Source organism: Streptomyces sp. NPDC001941 (assembly GCF_040296945.1).
Lineage (GTDB): Bacteria > Actinomycetota > Actinomycetes > Streptomycetales > Streptomycetaceae > Streptomyces.
In genome coordinates this window covers 1-17,748 of record NZ_JBEOYE010000140.1, presented here as the reverse complement: position 1 = coordinate 17,748, position 17,748 = coordinate 1, and the positions used below count along the sequence as shown (strand labels likewise).

The following is a 17,748-nucleotide window of genomic DNA, read 5'->3' as shown; positions in this document are numbered from 1 at the left end:
GACGCCCCCGGGCCGCAGGCCCCGGAGCAGCCCGCCGCCGAGGTCCCGGCCGCCCCCGCCGCCGCGGTGCCCGAGCAGGCCCCCGCCGAGCAGCCGGCGGCCCCCCAGGTCCACGAGGCCGGCGCGCACGAGGCGGGGGGCCGCGACTCCGGCTCCGTCGACCTCGGCGCCGTCCGGGTCCCGCCGACCACCTCGATGCCCACCCCGCCGCCCGCGCGCCGCCCGCTGCACATGGGCCCGCCCGTGCCCGAGGCCCCGACCGGCGGCGTGGTCCGCTCGCTGGCCGACCGCGGCCCGGCCGGCACGCCCGTGCCCCCGGTGCCGGTCAGCGTCCCCGGCCCGGCCACCTCCGGCCCCGAGTACCTCGACGTGCCCCGCGAGGACACCGCCGCCCCGGCGCAGAGCGTGCTGCCCGGTCCGCAGCTGGGCGAGATCCCGCCGCAGGCCGGTGCCCCGTGGTCCGCGCAGCCGCCGGAGTCCCCGGTGTCGCCCACGTCCCCGGTGGCGTCGGTGCCGCCCGTGTCCCCGGTGCCGCAGCAGCTGCCCCAGCAGCCCCAGCAGGCTCCCGTCGCACCAGCAGAAACGGTCGTCCCGGAGCCGGTGGGCCAGTTCGTGCCCGTCGAGGGCGCCGTCCCGACCGGCCCGCACCTGGCCCCCGCGCCGGTCGCCGTACTGGCCGCGCCGCACGAGGAGCAGGCCCCGGCCGCCGTCCCGGAGCAGGCCCCGGTGGCGCAGGCCGTCGCCGTACCGTCCGAGCAGCCCGCCGAGGAGCCGGCGCCCGCCCCCGAGGCGGTCACCGAGGTCACCGCCCCCGAGCCGGTGGTCCCGGCCCCCCGCGACGGCGGCGCCCCCGCCCAGGGCCAGGGCCCGGCCGAGCCGCAGGGCCCCGCGGAGCCCCCGGTGACCCCCGCCACCCCGCTGCTCGGCGGCCCCGAGCCGCTGCTGCCGCCGGTCGCTCCGGCCCCGGTCGCGGTCGCGCCGGAACCGGTGGTGGCCGAGGAGCCCGCCGAGGCCCCGGCGCCCGAGCCGGAGGCCGCCCAGGAGCTCCCGGAACCCCAGCTCGCCGCGGAGCAGGCCCCGGAACCCGAGGCGACCCCTGTCGTCGCCCCGGAACCGGAACCGGACCTCGTCCCCGCCCCCGCGGAGGCGCAGGCGGCCCCGGCCGCCGCCCCCGGCTACGACGACGCCGAGCGCGAGGCCGTGCTGCGCGTGATGCGCGAGCGCCGCGACATCCGCAACGGCTTCCGCCCCGACCCGATCCCGCACGAGGTGCTCCTGCGGGTCCTGGAGGCCGCGCACACCGCCCCCTCGGTCGGCCACTCGCAGCCCTGGGACTTCGTCGTCATCCGCTCCGCCGAGACCCGGCGCACGATGCACGAACTGGCCGTGCGCCAGCGCGACGCGTACGCCCGGTCGCTGCCCAAGGGCCGGGCCAAGCAGTTCAAGGAACTGAAGATCGAGGCGATCCTCGAGACGCCGGTCAACATCGTCGTGACCGCCGACCCCACCCGCGGCGGCCGCCACACCCTGGGCCGGCACACCCAGCCGCAGATGGCCCCGTACTCCTCCGCGCTCGCGGTCGAGAACCTCTGGCTCGCCGCCCGCGCCGAGGGCCTCGGCGTCGGCTGGGTCAGCTTCTTCGACGAGCGCGAGATGGTCCGCGCCCTGGGCCTGCCCGAGCACCTGGAGGTCGTCGCCTACCTCTGCGTGGGGTACGTCGACGAGTTCCCCGAGGAGCCCGAGCTGATGCAGGCGGGCTGGTCCAAGCGCCGTCCGCTGTCCTGGGTGGTCCACGAAGAGACGTACGGCCGCCGGGCGCTGCCCGGCGAGGAGCCGCACGACCTGCTCCAGGAGACCGTCTCCAACATCCGCCCGCTGGACGCCAAGGCGCTCGGCGAGGCCTGGGAGCGCCAGAAGCGGATGACCAAGCCCGCCGGTGCGCTCGGCATGCTGGAGATCCTCTCCGCCCAGCTCTCCGGGCTGTCCCGGATGTGCCCGCCGCCCATCCCGGAGCCCGCGGCGGTCGCGATCTTCGCGGGCGACCACGGCGTGCACGCCCAGGGCGTGACCGCGTGGCCCCAGGAGGTCACGGCGCAGATGGTGGCCAACTTCCTGGGCGGCGGCGCGGTCTGCAACGCGTTCGCCAACCAGGTGGGCGCCGAGGTCTGCGTGATCGACGTGGGCGTGGCCTGCGAACTGCCGGCCACCCCGGGCCTGCTGCCCCGCAAGGTGCGCGCGGGCACCGGTGACTTCACCACGGGCCCCGCGCTCACCCGCGAGGAGGTGCTGGCCGCGGTCGAGGTCGGCATCGAGACCGCGCGCGACCTGGTGGCGGCGGGCAACAAGGCGCTGCTGACCGGTGAGATGGGCATCGCGAACACCACCGCGTCCGCCGCCCTGATCTCCGTGTACACGGGCGTCGACGCCGCCGAGGTCACCGGCCGGGGCACGGGCATCAACGACGAGATGCACGCCCGCAAGGTCGACGTGGTCCGCCGGGCCCTCGACCTGCACCGCCCCGACCCGGCCGACCCGATCGGCGTCCTCGCCGCGGTCGGCGGCCTGGAGCACGCGGCCCTGGTCGGCTTCATCCTGGGCGGCGCGTCACTGCGCACGCCGGTCGTCCTGGACGGCGTCTCGGCGGGCGCGGCGGCCCTGGTGGCCCGCGCCGTGGCCCCGGAGGCCCTGGCGGCCTGCATCGCGGGCCACCGCAGCGCGGAGCCGGGCCACGTCGCGGCCCTGAACAAACTGGGCCTGCGCCCCCTGGTCGACCTGGACCTCCGCCTGGGCGAGGGCACGGGCGCCCTGCTCGCGCTGCCGGTGATCCAGAGCGCGGCGAGGGCGATGCACGAGGTGGCGACGTTCGACTCGGCGGGCGTGACGGAGAAGTAACGGGACTCTGGGGGCCCGGCCCGCGAAGGGCCCCTTTCCGAGGGCAGGGCCCCTGCGCCCACCCGGGCCCACCCGGCGATCCCGGGCCCACCCGGGGAAACCCACTCGGTCCGGCGCTTGAGGACGGACCTGGGGCCGGCGGGCCCGAGCCCAACTCTCCGCCGCACACCCCAGCCCGTCCGGCGCTTGAGGACGGACCCGGGGGTCGTGGGCCCGAGCCCAACTCCCCGCCCCTCCCGCCGCCGGAGGCTTTCGGGAAGGGGCGGGTAGGGGACTCCAAGGCCCGCACCCCGGGTGCCTCGGGTCCTCGTGGGCCCGGGCCCAAGACACGTACCCCACCCCGCCCCTTCCCGAAAGCCTCCGGCGGGTACGGCGACACCGGTTGGCGCGGGGCCGACGGGCCCGGGTCCCTGGGGCTCCGCCCCAGACCCCGCTCCTCAAACGCCGGAGGGGCTGGATTTTGCCGGACGCCTCCGAACGGCGGGCAACCACGGACCCGGCTGCGAAGGCCCCCGAGGTACCGGTGCCGAATGACCGCCCTCAGACCCCCGCTCCTCAAGCGCCGGAGGGGCTGGATACACGGGGCGGGGCGGCTCCGGAGGGCCCGGGAGCACGGTCCAGGGCGCCCCGCGAAGCCCCCGGCCCCGGACAGCCCCGCCCCCGCCCAACCCCCAGGACCCAAGCCCCACCCCCCAAGGCCCGACGCCCCCAAGACCCCGCACCCCCCGCGACGTACCCTGGTCCCAGCACGCCCCTCACCAGCCGCTTCACCGCCGCAGCGGCAACCCAGGCCCATCCGGCACCGCACCCCCGCACCCACCGCACCGGACCCCGCCCAAGGAGCCGCACCGCCATGCGCGAGCACGACGAGCACACCGCCCCGGAGGGGCACGCCCCCAGCACCAGCCCCAGCACCTCCACCCCGGCCCCCGACGCCCCCGCCTACCCCGTGGGCCTGCGGCTGCGCGGGCGTCGCGTCGTGGTCCTCGGCGGCGGCCAGGTCGCCCAGCGCCGGCTCCCCGCGCTGATCGCCGCGGGCGCCGACATCACCCTGGTCTCCCCGTCCGCCACCCCCTCCGTGGAGGCGATGGCCGAGGCGGGCGAGCTGACCTGGGTCCGCCGGCGGTACGAGGACGGCGACCTGGCGGACGCCTGGTACGTGCTCGTCGCCACCCAGAACCCCGGCGCCAACGCCCGCGCCTCCGCCGAGGCCGAGCGCCACCGCGTCTGGTGCGTGCGCTCCGACGACGCCGAGGCCGCCACCGCCTGGACCCCGGCCACCGGCCGCAGCGAGGGCGTCACCGTGGCCGTGCTCACTGGCCGCGACCCGCGCCGCTCCGCCGCCGTGCGCGACGCGATCGTGGAGGGCCTGCGCGACGGCTCCCTGGCCGCCCCGCAGCACCGCGCCAAGTCCCCGTCCGTCGCCCTGGTCGGCGGCGGCCCCGGCGACCCGGACCTGATCACGGTGCGCGGCCGCCGGCTGCTCGCCGAGGCCGACGTCGTCATCGCGGACCGGCTCGGCCCCCGCGACCTGCTGGACGAACTGCCGCCGCACGTCGAGGTGATCGACGCCGCGAAGATCCCGTACGGCCGCTTCATGGCCCAGGAGGCCATCAACAACGCGCTCGTCGAGCACGCCAAGGCCGGCAAGTCGGTGGTGCGGCTCAAGGGCGGCGACCCGTTCGTCTTCGGCCGCGGCATGGAGGAGGCCCAGGCGCTGGCCGCCGAGGGCATCGCCTGCACGGTGGTCCCCGGCATCTCCAGCTCCATCTCGGTGCCCGGCGCGGCCGGCATCCCGGTCACCCACCGGGGGGTGGCCCATGAGTTCACCGTGGTCAGCGGGCACGTGGCGCCCGACGACCCGCGCTCGCTGGTCGACTGGGCGGCGCTGGCGAAGCTGCGCGGCACCCTGGTGATCCTGATGGGGGTCGACAAGATAGGCGCCATCGCCGAGGCCCTGGTCGCGCACGGCAAGTCCCCCGACACCCCCCTGGCGCTCGTCCAGGAGGGCACCACGGCGGCCCAGCGCCGCGTGGACGCCACGCTCGCCACGGTCGCCGGGGTGGTCAAGGCCGAGGACGTGCGCCCGCCCGCGGTCATCGTGGTCGGCGAGGTCGTCGCGGAGGGCCCCGACAAGCCCGCGCGCTGACCCCCGACCCCAGCGCCCCCGACCCCAGCACCCCCGGACCCTGCACCCCCGATCCCAGCACCCCCGGACCCTGCGCCCCGGGCCCCGTCACCCCCGCCCCGGGCGCCCCGCCCGCCCCACCCTCCCCAATGCCCGCACCCGCGGCCGTTGGCACCTCACCCCGGACAAGGCAGTATCACCCTGTGGCCGATCTCATCACTGTCGACGACCCCGACGACCCCCGCCTGCGCGACTACACGGGCCTGACCGACGTCGAGCTGCGCCGCAAGCGCGAGCCCGCGGAGGGCCTGTTCATCGCCGAGGGCGAGAAGGTCATCAGACGGGCCAAGGACGCCGGTTACGAGATGCGGTCCATGCTGCTCTCGGCCAAGTGGGTGGACGTCATGCGCGACGTCATCGACGAACTCCCGGCCCCCGTCTACGCGGTGAGCCCCGAGCTCGCCGAGCGCGTCACCGGCTACCACGTGCACCGCGGCGCCCTGGCGTCCATGCAGCGCAAGCCGCTGCCCACCGCCGACGAGCTGCTGCAGAGCGCCCGCCGGGTGGTCGTGATGGAGTCCGTCAACGACCACACCAACATCGGCGCGATCTTCCGCAGCGCCGCCGCCCTGGGCATGGACGCGGTCCTGCTCTCGCCGGACTGCGCCGACCCGCTCTACCGGCGCTCGGTGAAGGTCTCCATGGGCGCGGTCTTCTCGGTGCCGTACGCGCGTCTGGACAGCTGGCCCAAGGGCCTGGAAGGGGTGCGGGAGGCGGGCTACAACCTGCTCGCGCTCACCCCCGACGAGAAGGCCAAGACCCTCGACGAGACCGCCCCGCACCGCATGGAGCGGGTCGCGCTGATGCTCGGCGCCGAGGGCGAGGGGCTGTCCCGGCAGGCGCTGATGGCCGCCGACGAGTGGGTGCGCATCCCGATGGCGCACGGCGTGGACTCGCTGAACGTGGGCGCGGCCGCGGCCGTCGCCTTCTACGCCCTCGCCACCGGCCGCCCGGGCCTCTGACCCTCCCGGCCGGTCCGGCGCCGGGCCTCAGCCCCGCAGGCTCTGCGCCACGGTGATCCCGAGCGCCACGATCAGGGTGACCACCACGAAGACGAAGATCCGCTGGCGCAGCAGCCGCGGATTGGCGGGCCTGCGCCCGGCCGAGGTGGGCCGGCCGCCGGGCCGCGACCCGGGCGCGGGCCGTCCCGCCGTGCGCGATCCGGTACGGGGCTGCTGCGGCCGGGTCCCCCCGGTGCGCGACGGCGTCCCGCCGGTGCGCGAAGGACCGGTGCGGGGCGGGGCGCCCGCGCCGCGCCGCTCGGTCCGCCCGGTGTAGCGGGAGGTGGGCCGCTCGTCCTCGACCCGCTCGCGCTGGGCGGGTGGACGGGCCTCCGCGTGCCGGGCCTCGGGCAGGCCCTGCGCCTCGCGGGCGGCGATCTCCTTGAGCCGCATGGACAGTTGCAGGGTGCTCGGCCGGTCCTCGGGGTCCTTGGCCAGACAGGCCCGTACCAGCGGCGCCAGGGCGTCGGGCACCCCGTGCAGGTGCGCCTCCTCGTGCACCACGCGGTAGAGCATGACCTCCGAACTGCCGTGCCCGAAGGGCGAGTCACCGGTCGCGGCGTACGCCAGGGTGGCGCCCAGCGAGAAGACGTCCGTCGCCGGGTTCACCGCGGCGCCGCGCACCTGCTCGGGGGCCAGGAAGCCGGGGGAGCCCACCGCCGTGCCGACGTGGGTGAGGGTGGAGGCCCCGGTGGCCCAGGCGATGCCGAAGTCGATGATCCGGGGGCCCTTGGGGGAGAGCAGGATGTTCGAGGGCTTGAGGTCCCGGTGGACCACCCCGGCCTCGTGCACGGCCACCAGGCCCTCGGAGAGCGCGGCACCGATCGCGGCCACCTCGGCGGCCCGCAGCGGCCCCTCCTCGGCGACCCGGTCGTGCAGCGAGGGACCGGGGACGTACTGGGTGGCGAACCAGGGGCGTTCGGCGTCCAGGTCGGCCGCAACCAGGCGCGCCGTACAGCCGCCGCGGATCCGCCGTGCGGCGGACACCTCGCGGGCGAAGCGGGAGCGGAACTCGGCGTCCTCGGCCAGGTCGGGGCGGATCACCTTGAGCGCCACGCGCTGCCCGCGCCGGTCCGATCCCAGGTAGACGACGCCCATGCCGCCCGCGCCCAGCCGCCGGTGAAGCCTGAACGAGCCGACGACACGCGGATCCTCGCGCCGGAGCCGCATCATCGCCATGTCCATCCCCGCAGGCCGGTTATCCGTTTGACGTGGCACAGCTTACGTACCCGCGACCCGGGGCGTGCATAGGCCGCGCCCTCGCCGCAGGATCGATTGTCAGTGCTGGATGGGAAACTTGAAGGGTGGTCAGGGAGCCGCCGATCCTGGCTCCCCGTCCCGTGCGAGTTCTCAAGAGTGCGTCGCAGAAGGGGGATTGGGTCGATGAAGGGTGATCGTGTCGAGATAGTCGTGGACGCCGGTGACACGACGCGGACGTACGAAGTGGTGGCCAGCAGGGCGGGCCGCCGGGTCGAGACGGCGGTCCGCAGGGGGGTGGTGGAAGTGAGCGAAGTCACCCGCAGCGGATCGGTGGTGCGCACGGCCCGGTTCATGGCGACCCGGGTGCTGGCCCTGGTGGAACAGCCGGTGCCCCGCGAGGCCCCCGGCGAGGGCCCCCTCGGGGAAGACCCTAGGTCCTAGTACCGCTTCTCCACCCAGGGGAGTACGTGAGAAGCCGCGCGCTCCTCCTCGCGTAGGCCCCCGATTAGGTACGCGGGCATGACGTCCGGGGCCTCCCGCGTCCCTACTGTTGATGTCAAGCGGCGAGTGCAGCGCTCGTCCCCCGAGGTCCGACACTCGCCGCTCACAGACACGACAGGAGAGGGCCATGGCGGACACGGCAGCACGAGCGTTCATCCGCACACGCCGACGCGAGGCGTCGCCCCGCCGCCACCCCCTGGTGGCCACGGCCATGGTCCTCCCTCTCGCGGCCCTGCTCGTCTTCGCCTTCGGAGGCTGGGACGCAGTGGTCACACAGGCGTCGTCCGTGGGCGTGATGCTGGGGCGCTGAGCGGCGCCCCGGACCCGGGAGAGCGGCCCGGGTCGGGACATCCGGCCATAACCCCGTGGGGACGGGGGTGCGGCGGACGGCAGTGAAGGGCCGGTCGGCTTCCAGCCGACCGGCCCTCGCGCATCCCCACGGCGCACGCCCCTTCGGGACGGCGCGCCCAACCCTCCCGGACGGCCCGCGCCCCGCAGCGGGGTGCAGGGGCGCAGCCCCGCTCGGGGTTCGGGGGCGAAGCCCCCGAGAACCTTCCCCCCTTTCACCGCCGGAGGCTTGAGGGAAGGGGCGGGGAGGGGCACCCCAAGGCCCCCACCCCGTGGCCCCGCACCCACCTGGTCCCCGCACGCACGTGCCCCCACCCCCAGCCGCACCCCCGCCCCCTGCGTACCCTCCCCACGTGCCCCCCGACCACCGCCCCCTCCTCACCGCCGCCCGCGCCGCCGCCCACCCCACCCCCACGCACCCCAGCACCCCCACCCCCTGCCACTGCCCCGAACTCACCCTCGCCGCCCGCCCCGACGCCACCCTCGTCCGCCACGGCGCCGTCGTCGCCAAGTCCCACGACCCCGCGGTGCCCGCCGAGGAACTGGCCCCCCGCCTGGCCACCGCCGCCCACCCGGCCCTGCGCGGCGTCCTCCTCCCGCGGCTGCCCGCGCCCGGGGGCACCCCGCCCGGCGTCTCCCTCTGGCCGTACGGGACCCCGGTCGACCCGGACCACCCCGAGGACGCCCCCTGGGAGGCCGTCGCCACCCTCCTCGCCCGCCTCCACCGCACGCCGCCCCCGCACCCGCTCCCGCCGATGCGCGGCCCCCTCAAGGCCGTCCGCGCCCTGACCCGGATGCGCGCCGCCGCCCCCGGCCACCCGCTCGCCCCGGTCGTCGAGGCCGCCTGGCGCACCCTCCCGGCGTGGGCCAGGGGCGAGGCCCCGGACCCCGGGACCCGGCTGACCCACGGCGACCTGCACCTCGGCCAGCTGGTGCGCCACCCCGAGGGCGACGGGGACTGGTTGCTCATCGACGTGGACGACCTGGGCGTCGGCGACCCCGCCTGGGACCTGGCGCGCCCCGCCGCCTGGTACGCGGCCGGGCTCCTCGGCCCCGACGTGTTCGGGCGCTTCCTGGGCGCCTACCGCGCCGCGGGCGGCCCCGCCGTACCACCGGGGACGGGGGAGCCGGGGGAGTGCGACCCCTGGCCCCGACTCGACGTCCCGGCCCGCGCCCTGACGGTCCAGACGGCGGCGCTGGCGGTCGCCAAGTCGTCCGAGCAGGGGCGCGCGCTGGACGAGGTGGAGCGCACGATGACCGACGCGTGCGCCAGAATCGCCTCCCTCCCGCCCGAGTTGGGGGCGGCGGCCCCGTCGTAGGGTGAGCACACCATCCGATCGACGGGGAGTTGAGCCGATCATGCAGTGTCCCAAGTGCCACGCGCCCATGCACACGTACAACCGCAACGGCGTCCAGATCGAGCAGTGCAGCGGCTGCCGCGGCATATTCCTGGACTACGGCGAGCTGGAGGCCCTGACCCGCCTGGAGTCGCAGTGGCAGCAGCAGGCGCCGCCCGCGCCGCCGGCCCCGCAGGCCTACCCCGCCCCGTCGGCCCCCGCCTGGGGCGCCCCGCACCACGGCGGTCACCACGGCGGCCACCACGGTCACCACGGCCATCGGGGCTTCGGCCGGATGCTCTTCTCCTCCTGAACCGGCGGACGGCCCGGCGGCCCGCGCCCGGCGGAGCGGGCCGCCCCGCCGTACCGTGCGCGCGTGCACGACGAAGCCCCCGGTGAAGGATCACCGGGGGCTTCGGGTGGTGCGCGATACTGGGATTGAACCAGTGACCTCTTCCGTGTCAGGGAAGCGCTCTCCCGCTGAGCTAATCGCGCGGGACCAGGGCCGTGGGGCCGAGGCGTGCTGCAAGGATACTGCGTGCGCGATACTGGGATTGAACCAGTGACCTCTTCCGTGTCAGGGAAGCGCTCTCCCGCTGAGCTAATCGCGCGGGTAAGGATCTTCGCCCCGATCCTCGCGGATCTTCGTGAAGCTCCAGTGGACGATACTGGGATTGAACCAGTGACCTCTTCCGTGTCAGGGAAGCGCTCTCCCGCTGAGCTAATCGTCCTTGGAGGTGGAGACGGGATTTGAACCCGTGTAGACGGCTTTGCAGGCCGTTGCCTCGCCTCTCGGCCACTCCACCAGGAGTGCAGGGGGTCGGGAAGATCCCCCACGTCGAGCGGACGACGAGATTCGAACTCGCGACCCTCACCTTGGCAAGGTGATGCTCTACCAACTGAGCCACGTCCGCTTGTCGGTTCCGTTCCGCTTGCGCGTCCCGGCGACGTGTTGAACTCTAGCGGATTCCCGGGCCAGTACAAAAACGCGTTTCCGCAGCGTGCTGACCTGTGCCCACGCCGTGTGCGGCGGACCCCTCCCCGTACGACCCCGCCGAGGGCCCCGTCCCTTCACCCGGGCACCCCCGGGCCGTCGCCCCTAGACTCACCCACGTGCACGACCTCGCTCCCCTCGCCCGCTTCGGCGGCCTCGTCGCCACCGACCTCAGGGACGTCACCCACGACCCCGCGGCACTGGACTCGGCCGGCTTCTGGGCCGTCGCCGCCGACTTCGAGGGCCGCCTCACCTGCGCCCGCTTCGGCGACGTGCGCAGGGAACCGGTGCCCGCCCCCGTCCCCGGGCGCTGGCGCGGGCCCGCCGCCGGTGACTGGACGTCCTCCCTCGACCGCGCCGCGTACACCGCGGGCGTGTCCCGGATCCGGGAGTACATCGCGGCGGGCGAGGTCTACCAGGCGAACCTCTGCCGGGTGCTGTCCGCCCCGCTGCCCGACGGCCCGGTCGACGTGGACGACCTGACCGCCCTGCTCGCGCGCGGCAACCCCGCCCCCTACGCCGGCACGATCCGGCTGCCCGCGCACGGCGTGGAGATCGCCACCGCCTCGCCCGAGCTCTACCTGCGGCGCGACGGCCGCACGGTCAGCTCCGGGCCGATCAAGGGCACCGGACGCACCGCCGAGGACCTGCTGCCCAAGGACCACGCCGAGAACGTGATGATCGTCGACCTGGTCCGCAACGACCTGGGCCGGGTCTGCGCCACCGGCTCCGTGACCGTCCCCGAGCTGTGCGCGCTCGAACCGCACCCCGGCCTGGTGCACCTGGTCTCCACGGTCAGCGGCGAACTGCGCGCCGGGGCGGGCTGGGCGGAGCTGCTCGGCGCCACCTTCCCGCCCGGTTCGGTCACCGGCGCCCCCAAGTTCAGCGCCCTGCGGATCATCGAGGAGCTGGAGACCGCCCCGCGCGGCCCCTACTGCGGCGGCATCGGCTGGGTCGACGCCGACCGGGGCACCGCGGAGCTGGCCGTCGGCATACGCACCTTCTGGGTCGACCGCGCGGCGGACGCCCTGCGCTTCGGCACCGGCGCGGGCATCACCTGGGGCTCGGACCCCGAGGGGGAGTGGCGGGAGACCGAGCTGAAGGCCTCCAGGCTGCTCGCGGTAGCGTCGGGCTCGTACGAGGCGAGCGGGAGGAACGCGGGATGAGGATCTGGGTCGACGGGGAGCTGTACGAGGCGGCCGAGGCGCGGGTGTCCGTGCTGGACCACGGCCTCACCGTGGGCGACGGCGTCTTCGAGACGGTCAAGGTCACCGAGGGCGAGACCTTCGCGCTCACCCGGCACCTGGACCGGCTGGCCCGCTCCGCGCGCGGCCTCGGCCTCGCCGAGCCGGACCCGGACGAGGTGCGCCGCGCCTGCGCCGCCGTGGTCGGGGCCAACCCCTCGTCCTTCGCCCGGCTGCGCGTCACGTACACCGGCGGGCCCTCGCCGCTCGGCTCCGACCGGGGCGACGCGGGCCCGACCCTGGTGGTCGCCCTCGCCGACGCCCCGCGCCGGCCCGACACCACCGCCGTGATCACCGTCCCCTGGCCGCGCAACGAGCGGAGCGCGGTGAGCGGGCTGAAGACCACCTCGTACGCGGAGAACGTCGTCGCGCTCGCCCGGGCGCACGAGCGGGGCGCGAGCGAGGCCCTGTTCGGCAACACCGTGGGGCAGCTCTGCGAGGGCACCGGATCCAACGTGTTCGTCGTGCTGGACGGCGAGCTGCACACCCCGCCGCTGTCCTCCGGCTGCCTGGCGGGCGTCACGCGCGCGCTGACGGTCGAGTGGACCGGGGCCAGGGAGACCGACCTGCCGCTGGACGTCCTGGAGCGTGCCGAGGAGGTCTTCCTGACCTCCACCACCCGTGACGTCCAGGCGGTCCACCGGGTCGACGGGCGGCTGCTCGCGGAGGCCCCGGGACCCGTCACCACCAAGGCGATGCGGATCTTCGAGGAGCGCGCCGCCGCGGACCGGGACCCCCGGCTCCCGTAAAACCGCGTGACGGCGCGCCGCCCGGCAGGTACAACACCCCTGATGACCACCACCCTGCGGCCGTCCGGGCCGCTCCGGCAAGGCGCCGACGGCGCGCGGTCCCGCGGCTACGACGTGTGCGTGAACAGCCGCCGCGTCGGCGCGGTCGAAGTCAGGACGAGCCCGGACTTCGGCGCCGCCATCGGCGAGATCGGCGACCTGCGCATCGACGAGCGGGACCGGCGCAGGGGCCGCGGCGCGGTCGCCGCGCTCGCCGCCGAGGAGGTGCTGCGCGGCTGGGGCTGCCGCCAGGTGCGGATCTCCGTGCCTGCCGCGTCCCCGCACGCCCAGCGGCTCGCCGTCTCCCTGGGGTACGTCGAGCGCAGCCGGAACATGGTCAAGGAGCTGGGCGCCGCCCCGCCGCTGCCGCCGGACGTCGAGGTGCGCCGGATGGCGGCGGGGGAGTACGAGGAGTGGGCGGCCCGCTCGCAGCAGGAGTTCGCCCGCAGCTGGGTGGAGCGGGGCGTCCCCGAGGCGCAGGCGCGCGCGAAGGCCGAGGCCAGCATGCGGGAGAACCTGCCGCTGGGCCTGGACACCCCGGACACCGACATCAGCGTGGCGCTCCACGAGGGCGCCCTGGCCGGGTACCTGTGGACCGGGGTGCGCGACCTGGAGCCCGGGCGGCGCGGCGGTTTCGTGTACGACATCGAGGTGACCGAGGCGCTGCGCGGACGCGGCTTCGGGCGGACCCTGATGCTGCTCGCCGAGCACCGGGCGCTGCGGGCCGGGACGGACCGCCTGGGCCTGCACGTCTTCGCGGGCAACGCCCCGGCGCTGGGCCTGTACGCCTCGCTGGGGTACGCCACGACCCACGTGAACAGCTTCAAGACCCTGATCTGACTTCGAGACCCTGATCCGAGGGGGCGCGGCGCCCCCGGGCCGGTCAGCCCGCGGCGAGCAGCCGGTCGGCGATCTCCGCGATCCGCTCGCGCAGCCCGTCCTGGCTCTTGCCGCCGTCGAGGCGCTCGCCGCCGATCACGTACGTCGGCGTGCCCGTGACGCCGATCGCCTTGCCCTCGGCCTGGTCGGCGTCCACGATCAGGATGTGCCGCCCGTCGATCAGGGCGGTGTCGAACTCCTCGGCGTCCAGGCCCAGTTCGCCGGCCACCTCGACCAGCAGCTGCTCGCCCCGGCGCTCCAGGTCCTCGGCGCGGGCCAGCACGGCCTCCGCGTACGGCCAGCCGCTGCCCTGCTCCAGGGCCTCCTCGGCGGCCTGGGCGGCGGCGAAGGAGTGCTTGTGCTTGTCCAGCGGGAAGTGGCGCAGCCGTACGTCGAGCCGGTCGCCGAAGCGCTCGCGCAGGGCGCGCACGTCCTCCAGGGCGGCGCGGCAGTCGGTGCACTGCAGCTCGCACCAGACGTCCAGGACGACGGGGGCGGCGGGGGTGGGGGTGTCGCTCATGCCCCCAGTCTCCCAGCTGACGCCCGCCCGCCCCGACCGGGCCCGTCCCACCGGCCCCGTCCTGCCCGTCCCGCACCGGCCCGACCCCGACCTGGGGAGGAGACCGTCCCGGAGATGTCCCCGAGATCTCCCTGAAGCCGGGGCCCGGGCGTGGCCGTGGGGGCGGTCGGCGGTGCAGGATGGAAGGGACGTATCGCCCACGCCGCAGTGACGGCCGCCTGGAGGACCGGATGATTGCCGAGACCCTTTGCTCCGCCGCGGCCGTGGCCGGTCTGGGCATCGCCGCGGTCACGGCGTACCGCAGGCGCTTCCTCGCGGCCGCCCGCCTCGCCGCCTACTCGCTGGTACCGGTCGGCCTGGTGATGACCGGTGCCGTGAAGTGGATAGCCAATACGGCCTTCAGCCCGGTCGCCTGGGCGGGCTTCGGGGTGCTGGGCCTGGCCTGGCTGCTCTTCCTGACCACCCGCACCGTGGAGCGGCGCACCGGGGGGACCCGCAAGGAACGCAGGGCTGCCGCCCGGGCGGCGCGCCAGGACGCGGTCGCCCCGGCCGCCTCCGCCCCCTCGCTGGGCGCCGCCCCGGCCCCCGCGGCCCGGCAGCAGCGTCCCGCGCAGGGCGCCGCCGACGACTTCAGCGACATCGAGGCGATCCTGAAGAAGCACGGCATCTGAGGCCGGAAGGGCTCGAAGGGGCAGGCGGCTCTTCAACGGGCCCGTGTCCCAGGTGAGTTCGGCGGGGCGCTGGTCAACTCGGGCCAATACGCGGCAAGATCGACAACATTCGGGCCGATTTCGACACACGACCACATGATCCGGTGAACTCCCGGCGCGGCGCGGCATTTCGGGGCGTCGCGGGGGTGCGGCTGCGTCATCATCGCCCCCGAGATGCTGGATACCTCGCGGGACGAGTCCCCCGCCCCCACCGAAGAGCCGCGCGGCTGTCTGTTCGCGCTCTCCCAGCCACCCCTGATGATCTTCCTCGGGGTGATCGGCTGCCTGCTGCTGATGGCGGCCGTCCACGACCTGTTCCTGCTGTGAGCCGTCCCGGGGCTCAGCCGGCGGCCTCCTTGCGGCGCGCGCGGTACGCGGCCACGTGGAGCCGATTACCGCAGGTGCGGCTGTCGCAGTAGCGCCGCGACCGGTTGCGCGACAGGTCCACGAAGGCGCGCCCGCAGTCCGGCGCCTCGCACCGCCGCAGCCGCTCCTGCTCCCCGGCCACCACGATGAAGGCGAGGGCCATGCCGCAGTCGGCCGCCAGGTGGTCGGCCACCGAGGCGCCCGGCGCGAAGTAGTGCACGTGCCAGTCGTAGCCGTCGTGGTCGGTGAGCCGGGGCGTGGTGCCCGCACCGGCCACCAACTGGTTGATCACCGCGGCCGCGGCGGGGGAGCCGGTCGCGGCGAACACCTCCGCGAACCGCGTCCGCACGGTGCGCACGGCCGCGAGGTCACGGGCGCCGAGGGAGCCGACGTCGCTGATGTCGTGGCGGCGTACGAACCCGTACAGCGCGTCGAGGTCGGCGAGCTCGTCGGGGCGCCCGTCCTCGGGAGCCGTGTTCATCAGATCGACGACGGTGTCGAGCGCGATCCGGGTGTCGTGGGGGATCAGCACCATTCGCTCCCTGCCTGGCAGCGGGCGGACACCCGCGGAATTCCGCTGACTCTAGCGGCTCGGGCGAGAGGTGCACGGAGCGCGACGGCCGCGGGGAAGCGTTCGCGCCGGGCGCGCGACGGCGCCGCCACCGCGCTGGCTGCGCGGCGACGGCGCCGGTGTCCGCCCTGGGGCGTGTCGTCAGGATCCCGCCTGGCCGGCGGGGCCGTGACACGCAGACACTCCCTGCTGGGTGGGGTGCTGATCTGGGCTGTCCGCGCGGCGCCGTCTCCCCGAGTCGGACGGCGCCGAGCAGCTCTCCGCCTGGCTCAGCTTTCGGCCAGGATGTGCGAGAGCTCCTGGTCGAGGTCGAAGTGCCGGTGCTCGGTGCCCGGCGGGACCGCGGCGTCGGTCCTCTTCAGGAACGACTCCAGGGCCCGTGCGGGGGCTTCGAGCAGGGCTTCGCCCTCCGGGGAGCTCAGCGCGATGCAGACGACGCCCTGGCCGTGGCTGCGGGACGGCCAGACACGGACGTCGCCGGTGCCCGTGGGCCGGTGCAGGCCCTCGGCGAGAAGGTCGCGGGCGAAGACCCACTCGACCGTCTCCTCGGCTCCGGTGTGGAAGGTGGCGTGCACGGCATACGGGTCGGCCGTGTCATACCGCAGGCCCGCGGGTACAGGCAGTGAGGACTCGCTCGAAACAACGAGGCGCAGGTGCAGCTCGCAGCTGACCGTGGTGTTCATAAGCGCCAGGGCCTTTCGCTCAGTGTGCGCTCGGGGATTCGCACGTCGGCGAAATCGACATGCCACCTACGGTGCCGTTGTAAACCCCTCTGTCCGTTTTGTGATGTCGCAGGTCGCTCGTACGGCGGGGGGTCACTTTGGGTGATGCGGCCATTCCGGTGACGGCGGGCCGTCGGGTACTTTGGGCGGCATGAACGCGGAGAGTGACGAGCGGGCCAAGGCCACCGAGGTGGCACCCGCAACGGGGGACGTGACCGAAACCGAGCCCCCTCTGGGCTCCAGGGCGCCGGAGTTCATCAAGGCGCGCAGGACGCTGCACCTGAGCTGGCAGGTGGGCGTGTTCGTGGTGGGCCTGGCGGTGGTGGGCGCCGGCATCGTGATGCTGCCGCTGCCCGGGCCCGGCTGGCTGGTGATCTTCGGCGGCATGGCGATCTGGGCGACCGAGTTCGTCTGGGCCCAGCTCGTGCTGCGCTGGACCAAGCGCAAGGTGACCGAGGCCGCGCAGCGCGCCCTCGATCCGAAGGTCCGGCGCCGCAACATCATCCTGACCACCGTCGGGCTCGTGATCATCGCGGTGCTCGTCGGCATCTACGTGTGGAAGTTCGGCATCGTGATGCCGTGGAAGATCGACGAGTGACCGACGGCTGACCGGCGCCCGGACCGACCCGTGCGCGGATGGTCATGGAGCACCGCTGACATGGGGTAATGTTTGCGGTGCGCCCGGGCGATTAGCTCAGTGGGAGAGCGCTTCGTTCACACCGAAGAGGTCACTGGTTCGAACCCAGTATCGCCCACCCGGACCGAAGGCCCGGAGACTCAAGGAGTCTCCGGGCCTTCGGCGTTCCCCGGCTCAGCGCATCCGGCCCAGGTGCGCCCGCAGCCGCCGGGCGTCGCGCAGCCGCTGCTCGTACGTCGCGCCCGCGGCCAGCAGCAGGAGCCCGGCCAGCGCCGGGGGCAGCCAGCGGGGCAGCGCGTCGACGACCTGGACCACGTAAGGGGCCAGCTCGTGCAGGGCGACCAGGCCCAGCACCAGCGAGCCGAGCGCCAGCGGCGCCTGGAGCCGGTGGCGGGCCCCGGCCAGGGTGACCGCCAGCGCGGCCAGGCCCAGGGCCAGCGGGCGGGTCCAGCCCTCGTCGCCCCAGGCGGCGGCGAGGCTCGGCAGCAGGGTCGCGGCGAGCCCGGGGCCGTACGCCGTCCAGGACGACGCCTCCGGGTCGCGGCGCCGCCGCAGTGCGCCGACCAGCAGCGCGGGCACCGTCACCGGGAGGGTGTACGCCTCCGGGGCCGAGACGCCCGAGGCGGACAGCCGCACCCAGGTGGCCAGGACGAACAGCACGACGGCCAGGTACCCGGCGGCCGGGCGGCGCTCGGCCCGCAGCGCGGTGGCCGCCGCGATCACCGCGCACAGCGCCAGGACCAGGGCCAGCGGGGCCGGGCGGGAACCCGCGAGGCCGACCGCGACCAGGGCGGCGGCGCCCCCGGTCAGCTCGGTCGGCAGCGAGCGCAGCCGGGGGCCGAGCGCGGCC

18 protein-coding genes and 6 tRNA genes are annotated in these 17,748 nt (G+C 75.3%); 14 read left to right on the top strand and 10 right to left on the bottom strand.

Annotated elements, in window-relative coordinates; genetic code table 11:
- The 3 genes from cobT to ABT160_RS43510 all read left to right on the top strand — a co-directional run.
- On the top strand, positions 1–2,892 hold a 2,892-nt coding region (gene cobT / locus ABT160_RS43520; RefSeq protein ID WP_351654929.1), incomplete at its 5' end, for a nicotinate-nucleotide--dimethylbenzimidazole phosphoribosyltransferase.
- An 853-nt stretch (positions 2,893–3,745) separates the two neighbouring features.
- Positions 3,746–5,041 (top strand): uroporphyrinogen-III C-methyltransferase, encoded by a 1,296-nt coding sequence (gene cobA, locus ABT160_RS43515; RefSeq protein WP_351654927.1) that lies wholly within the window; start codon positions 3,746–3,748, stop codon positions 5,039–5,041.
- Positions 5,042–5,223: 182 nt separating this feature from the next.
- Positions 5,224–6,042 carry a TrmH family RNA methyltransferase gene (locus ABT160_RS43510; protein WP_351654925.1) on the top strand — a complete coding sequence of 273 codons (819 nt, stop codon included), beginning with the start codon at positions 5,224–5,226 and terminating at the stop codon, positions 6,040–6,042.
- 27 nt (positions 6,043–6,069) lie between these two features.
- Here the strand turns inward: ABT160_RS43510 and ABT160_RS43505 are convergent, their stop codons facing one another.
- Positions 6,070–7,266 carry a serine/threonine-protein kinase gene (locus ABT160_RS43505; RefSeq protein ID WP_502984409.1) on the bottom strand — a complete coding sequence of 399 codons (1,197 nt, stop codon included), beginning with the start codon at positions 7,264–7,266 and terminating at the stop codon, positions 6,070–6,072.
- 198 nt (positions 7,267–7,464) lie between these two features.
- Between ABT160_RS43505 and ABT160_RS43500 the strand changes: the two genes are divergently transcribed.
- From ABT160_RS43500 to ABT160_RS43485, 4 genes are all read left to right on the top strand, one after another.
- Positions 7,465–7,722: a DUF8836 family protein gene (locus tag ABT160_RS43500; RefSeq protein ID WP_351654919.1), complete on the top strand. Its 258-nt coding sequence runs from the start codon at positions 7,465–7,467 to the stop codon at positions 7,720–7,722.
- A 187-nt stretch (positions 7,723–7,909) separates the two neighbouring features.
- Entirely contained in the window at positions 7,910–8,092 is a 183-nt protein-coding gene (locus tag ABT160_RS43495; protein WP_351654916.1) for a hypothetical protein, read from the top strand.
- Positions 8,093–8,483: 391 nt separating this feature from the next.
- Positions 8,484–9,449 (top strand): phosphotransferase family protein, encoded by a 966-nt coding sequence (locus ABT160_RS43490; RefSeq protein ID WP_351654914.1) that lies wholly within the window; start codon positions 8,484–8,486, stop codon positions 9,447–9,449.
- 40 nt (positions 9,450–9,489) lie between these two features.
- Positions 9,490–9,780 carry a TFIIB-type zinc ribbon-containing protein gene (locus tag ABT160_RS43485; RefSeq protein ID WP_351654911.1) on the top strand — a complete coding sequence of 97 codons (291 nt, stop codon included), beginning with the start codon at positions 9,490–9,492 and terminating at the stop codon, positions 9,778–9,780.
- Positions 9,781–9,887: 107 nt separating this feature from the next.
- Here the strand turns inward: ABT160_RS43485 and ABT160_RS43480 are convergent.
- The 5 genes from ABT160_RS43480 to ABT160_RS43460 form a co-directional block, all read right to left on the bottom strand.
- Positions 9,888–9,962 (bottom strand) — tRNA-Val (locus ABT160_RS43480).
- Between the two features lie 44 nt (positions 9,963–10,006).
- A tRNA-Val gene (locus ABT160_RS43475) sits at positions 10,007–10,078 on the bottom strand.
- Between the two features lie 48 nt (positions 10,079–10,126).
- A tRNA-Val gene (locus ABT160_RS43470) sits at positions 10,127–10,198 on the bottom strand.
- Position 10,199: 1 nt separating this feature from the next.
- Positions 10,200–10,273: transfer RNA gene (locus tag ABT160_RS43465), tRNA-Cys, on the bottom strand.
- 35 nt (positions 10,274–10,308) lie between these two features.
- Positions 10,309–10,381, bottom strand: a tRNA-Gly gene (locus tag ABT160_RS43460).
- Between the two features lie 199 nt (positions 10,382–10,580).
- Between ABT160_RS43460 and ABT160_RS43455 the strand changes: the two genes are divergently transcribed.
- From ABT160_RS43455 to ABT160_RS43445, 3 genes are read left to right on the top strand one after another with little or no spacing between them, the layout of a single operon-like run.
- The gene (locus tag ABT160_RS43455; protein ID WP_351654908.1) at positions 10,581–11,627 is read left to right on the top strand and encodes a chorismate-binding protein; all 1,047 of its coding nucleotides are present in this window, start codon (positions 10,581–10,583) and stop codon (positions 11,625–11,627) included.
- The gene (locus ABT160_RS43450; RefSeq protein WP_351654905.1) at positions 11,624–12,454 is read left to right on the top strand and encodes an aminotransferase class IV; all 831 of its coding nucleotides are present in this window, start codon (positions 11,624–11,626) and stop codon (positions 12,452–12,454) included. Before ABT160_RS43455 ends, ABT160_RS43450 begins: the two co-directional genes overlap by 4 nt.
- A 42-nt stretch (positions 12,455–12,496) precedes the next feature.
- Positions 12,497–13,333, top strand: coding sequence for a GNAT family N-acetyltransferase (locus ABT160_RS43445; RefSeq protein WP_351654902.1), 837 nt, complete (start codon positions 12,497–12,499; stop codon positions 13,331–13,333).
- A 43-nt stretch (positions 13,334–13,376) separates the two neighbouring features.
- Here the strand turns inward: ABT160_RS43445 and ABT160_RS43440 are convergent, their stop codons facing one another.
- On the bottom strand, positions 13,377–13,892 hold the full coding sequence (locus ABT160_RS43440; RefSeq protein WP_351654900.1) for a DsbA family protein: 516 nt from the start codon (positions 13,890–13,892) through the stop codon (positions 13,377–13,379).
- 230 nt (positions 13,893–14,122) lie between these two features.
- Between ABT160_RS43440 and ABT160_RS43435 the strand changes: the two genes are divergently transcribed.
- Both ABT160_RS43435 and ABT160_RS43430 read left to right on the top strand, forming a co-directional pair.
- Positions 14,123–14,563, top strand: coding sequence for a hypothetical protein (locus ABT160_RS43435; protein WP_351654897.1), 441 nt, complete (start codon positions 14,123–14,125; stop codon positions 14,561–14,563).
- A gap of 213 nt (positions 14,564–14,776) precedes the next feature.
- The gene (locus ABT160_RS43430) at positions 14,777–14,929 is read left to right on the top strand and encodes a hypothetical protein (protein ID WP_351654894.1); all 153 of its coding nucleotides are present in this window, start codon (positions 14,777–14,779) and stop codon (positions 14,927–14,929) included.
- Positions 14,930–14,942: 13 nt separating this feature from the next.
- Here the strand turns inward: ABT160_RS43430 and ABT160_RS43425 are convergent, their stop codons facing one another.
- Entirely contained in the window at positions 14,943–15,500 is a 558-nt protein-coding gene (locus ABT160_RS43425) for a CGNR zinc finger domain-containing protein (RefSeq protein WP_351654932.1), read from the bottom strand.
- 308 nt (positions 15,501–15,808) lie between these two features.
- On the bottom strand, positions 15,809–16,222 hold the full coding sequence (locus ABT160_RS43420; RefSeq protein WP_004002642.1) for an SsgA family sporulation/cell division regulator: 414 nt from the start codon (positions 16,220–16,222) through the stop codon (positions 15,809–15,811).
- A gap of 190 nt (positions 16,223–16,412) precedes the next feature.
- Here ABT160_RS43420 and ABT160_RS43415 point away from each other — a divergent pair, with 190 nt between their 5' ends.
- On the top strand, positions 16,413–16,859 hold the full coding sequence (locus ABT160_RS43415; RefSeq protein WP_351654891.1) for a TIGR02611 family protein: 447 nt from the start codon (positions 16,413–16,415) through the stop codon (positions 16,857–16,859).
- A gap of 85 nt (positions 16,860–16,944) precedes the next feature.
- Positions 16,945–17,016 (top strand) — tRNA-Val (locus ABT160_RS43410).
- A gap of 56 nt (positions 17,017–17,072) precedes the next feature.
- Here the strand turns inward: ABT160_RS43410 and ABT160_RS43405 are convergent.
- Positions 17,073–17,748 (bottom strand): SCO7613 C-terminal domain-containing membrane protein (locus ABT160_RS43405; RefSeq protein WP_502984408.1); only part of this gene is annotated, 676 nt, incomplete at its 5' end.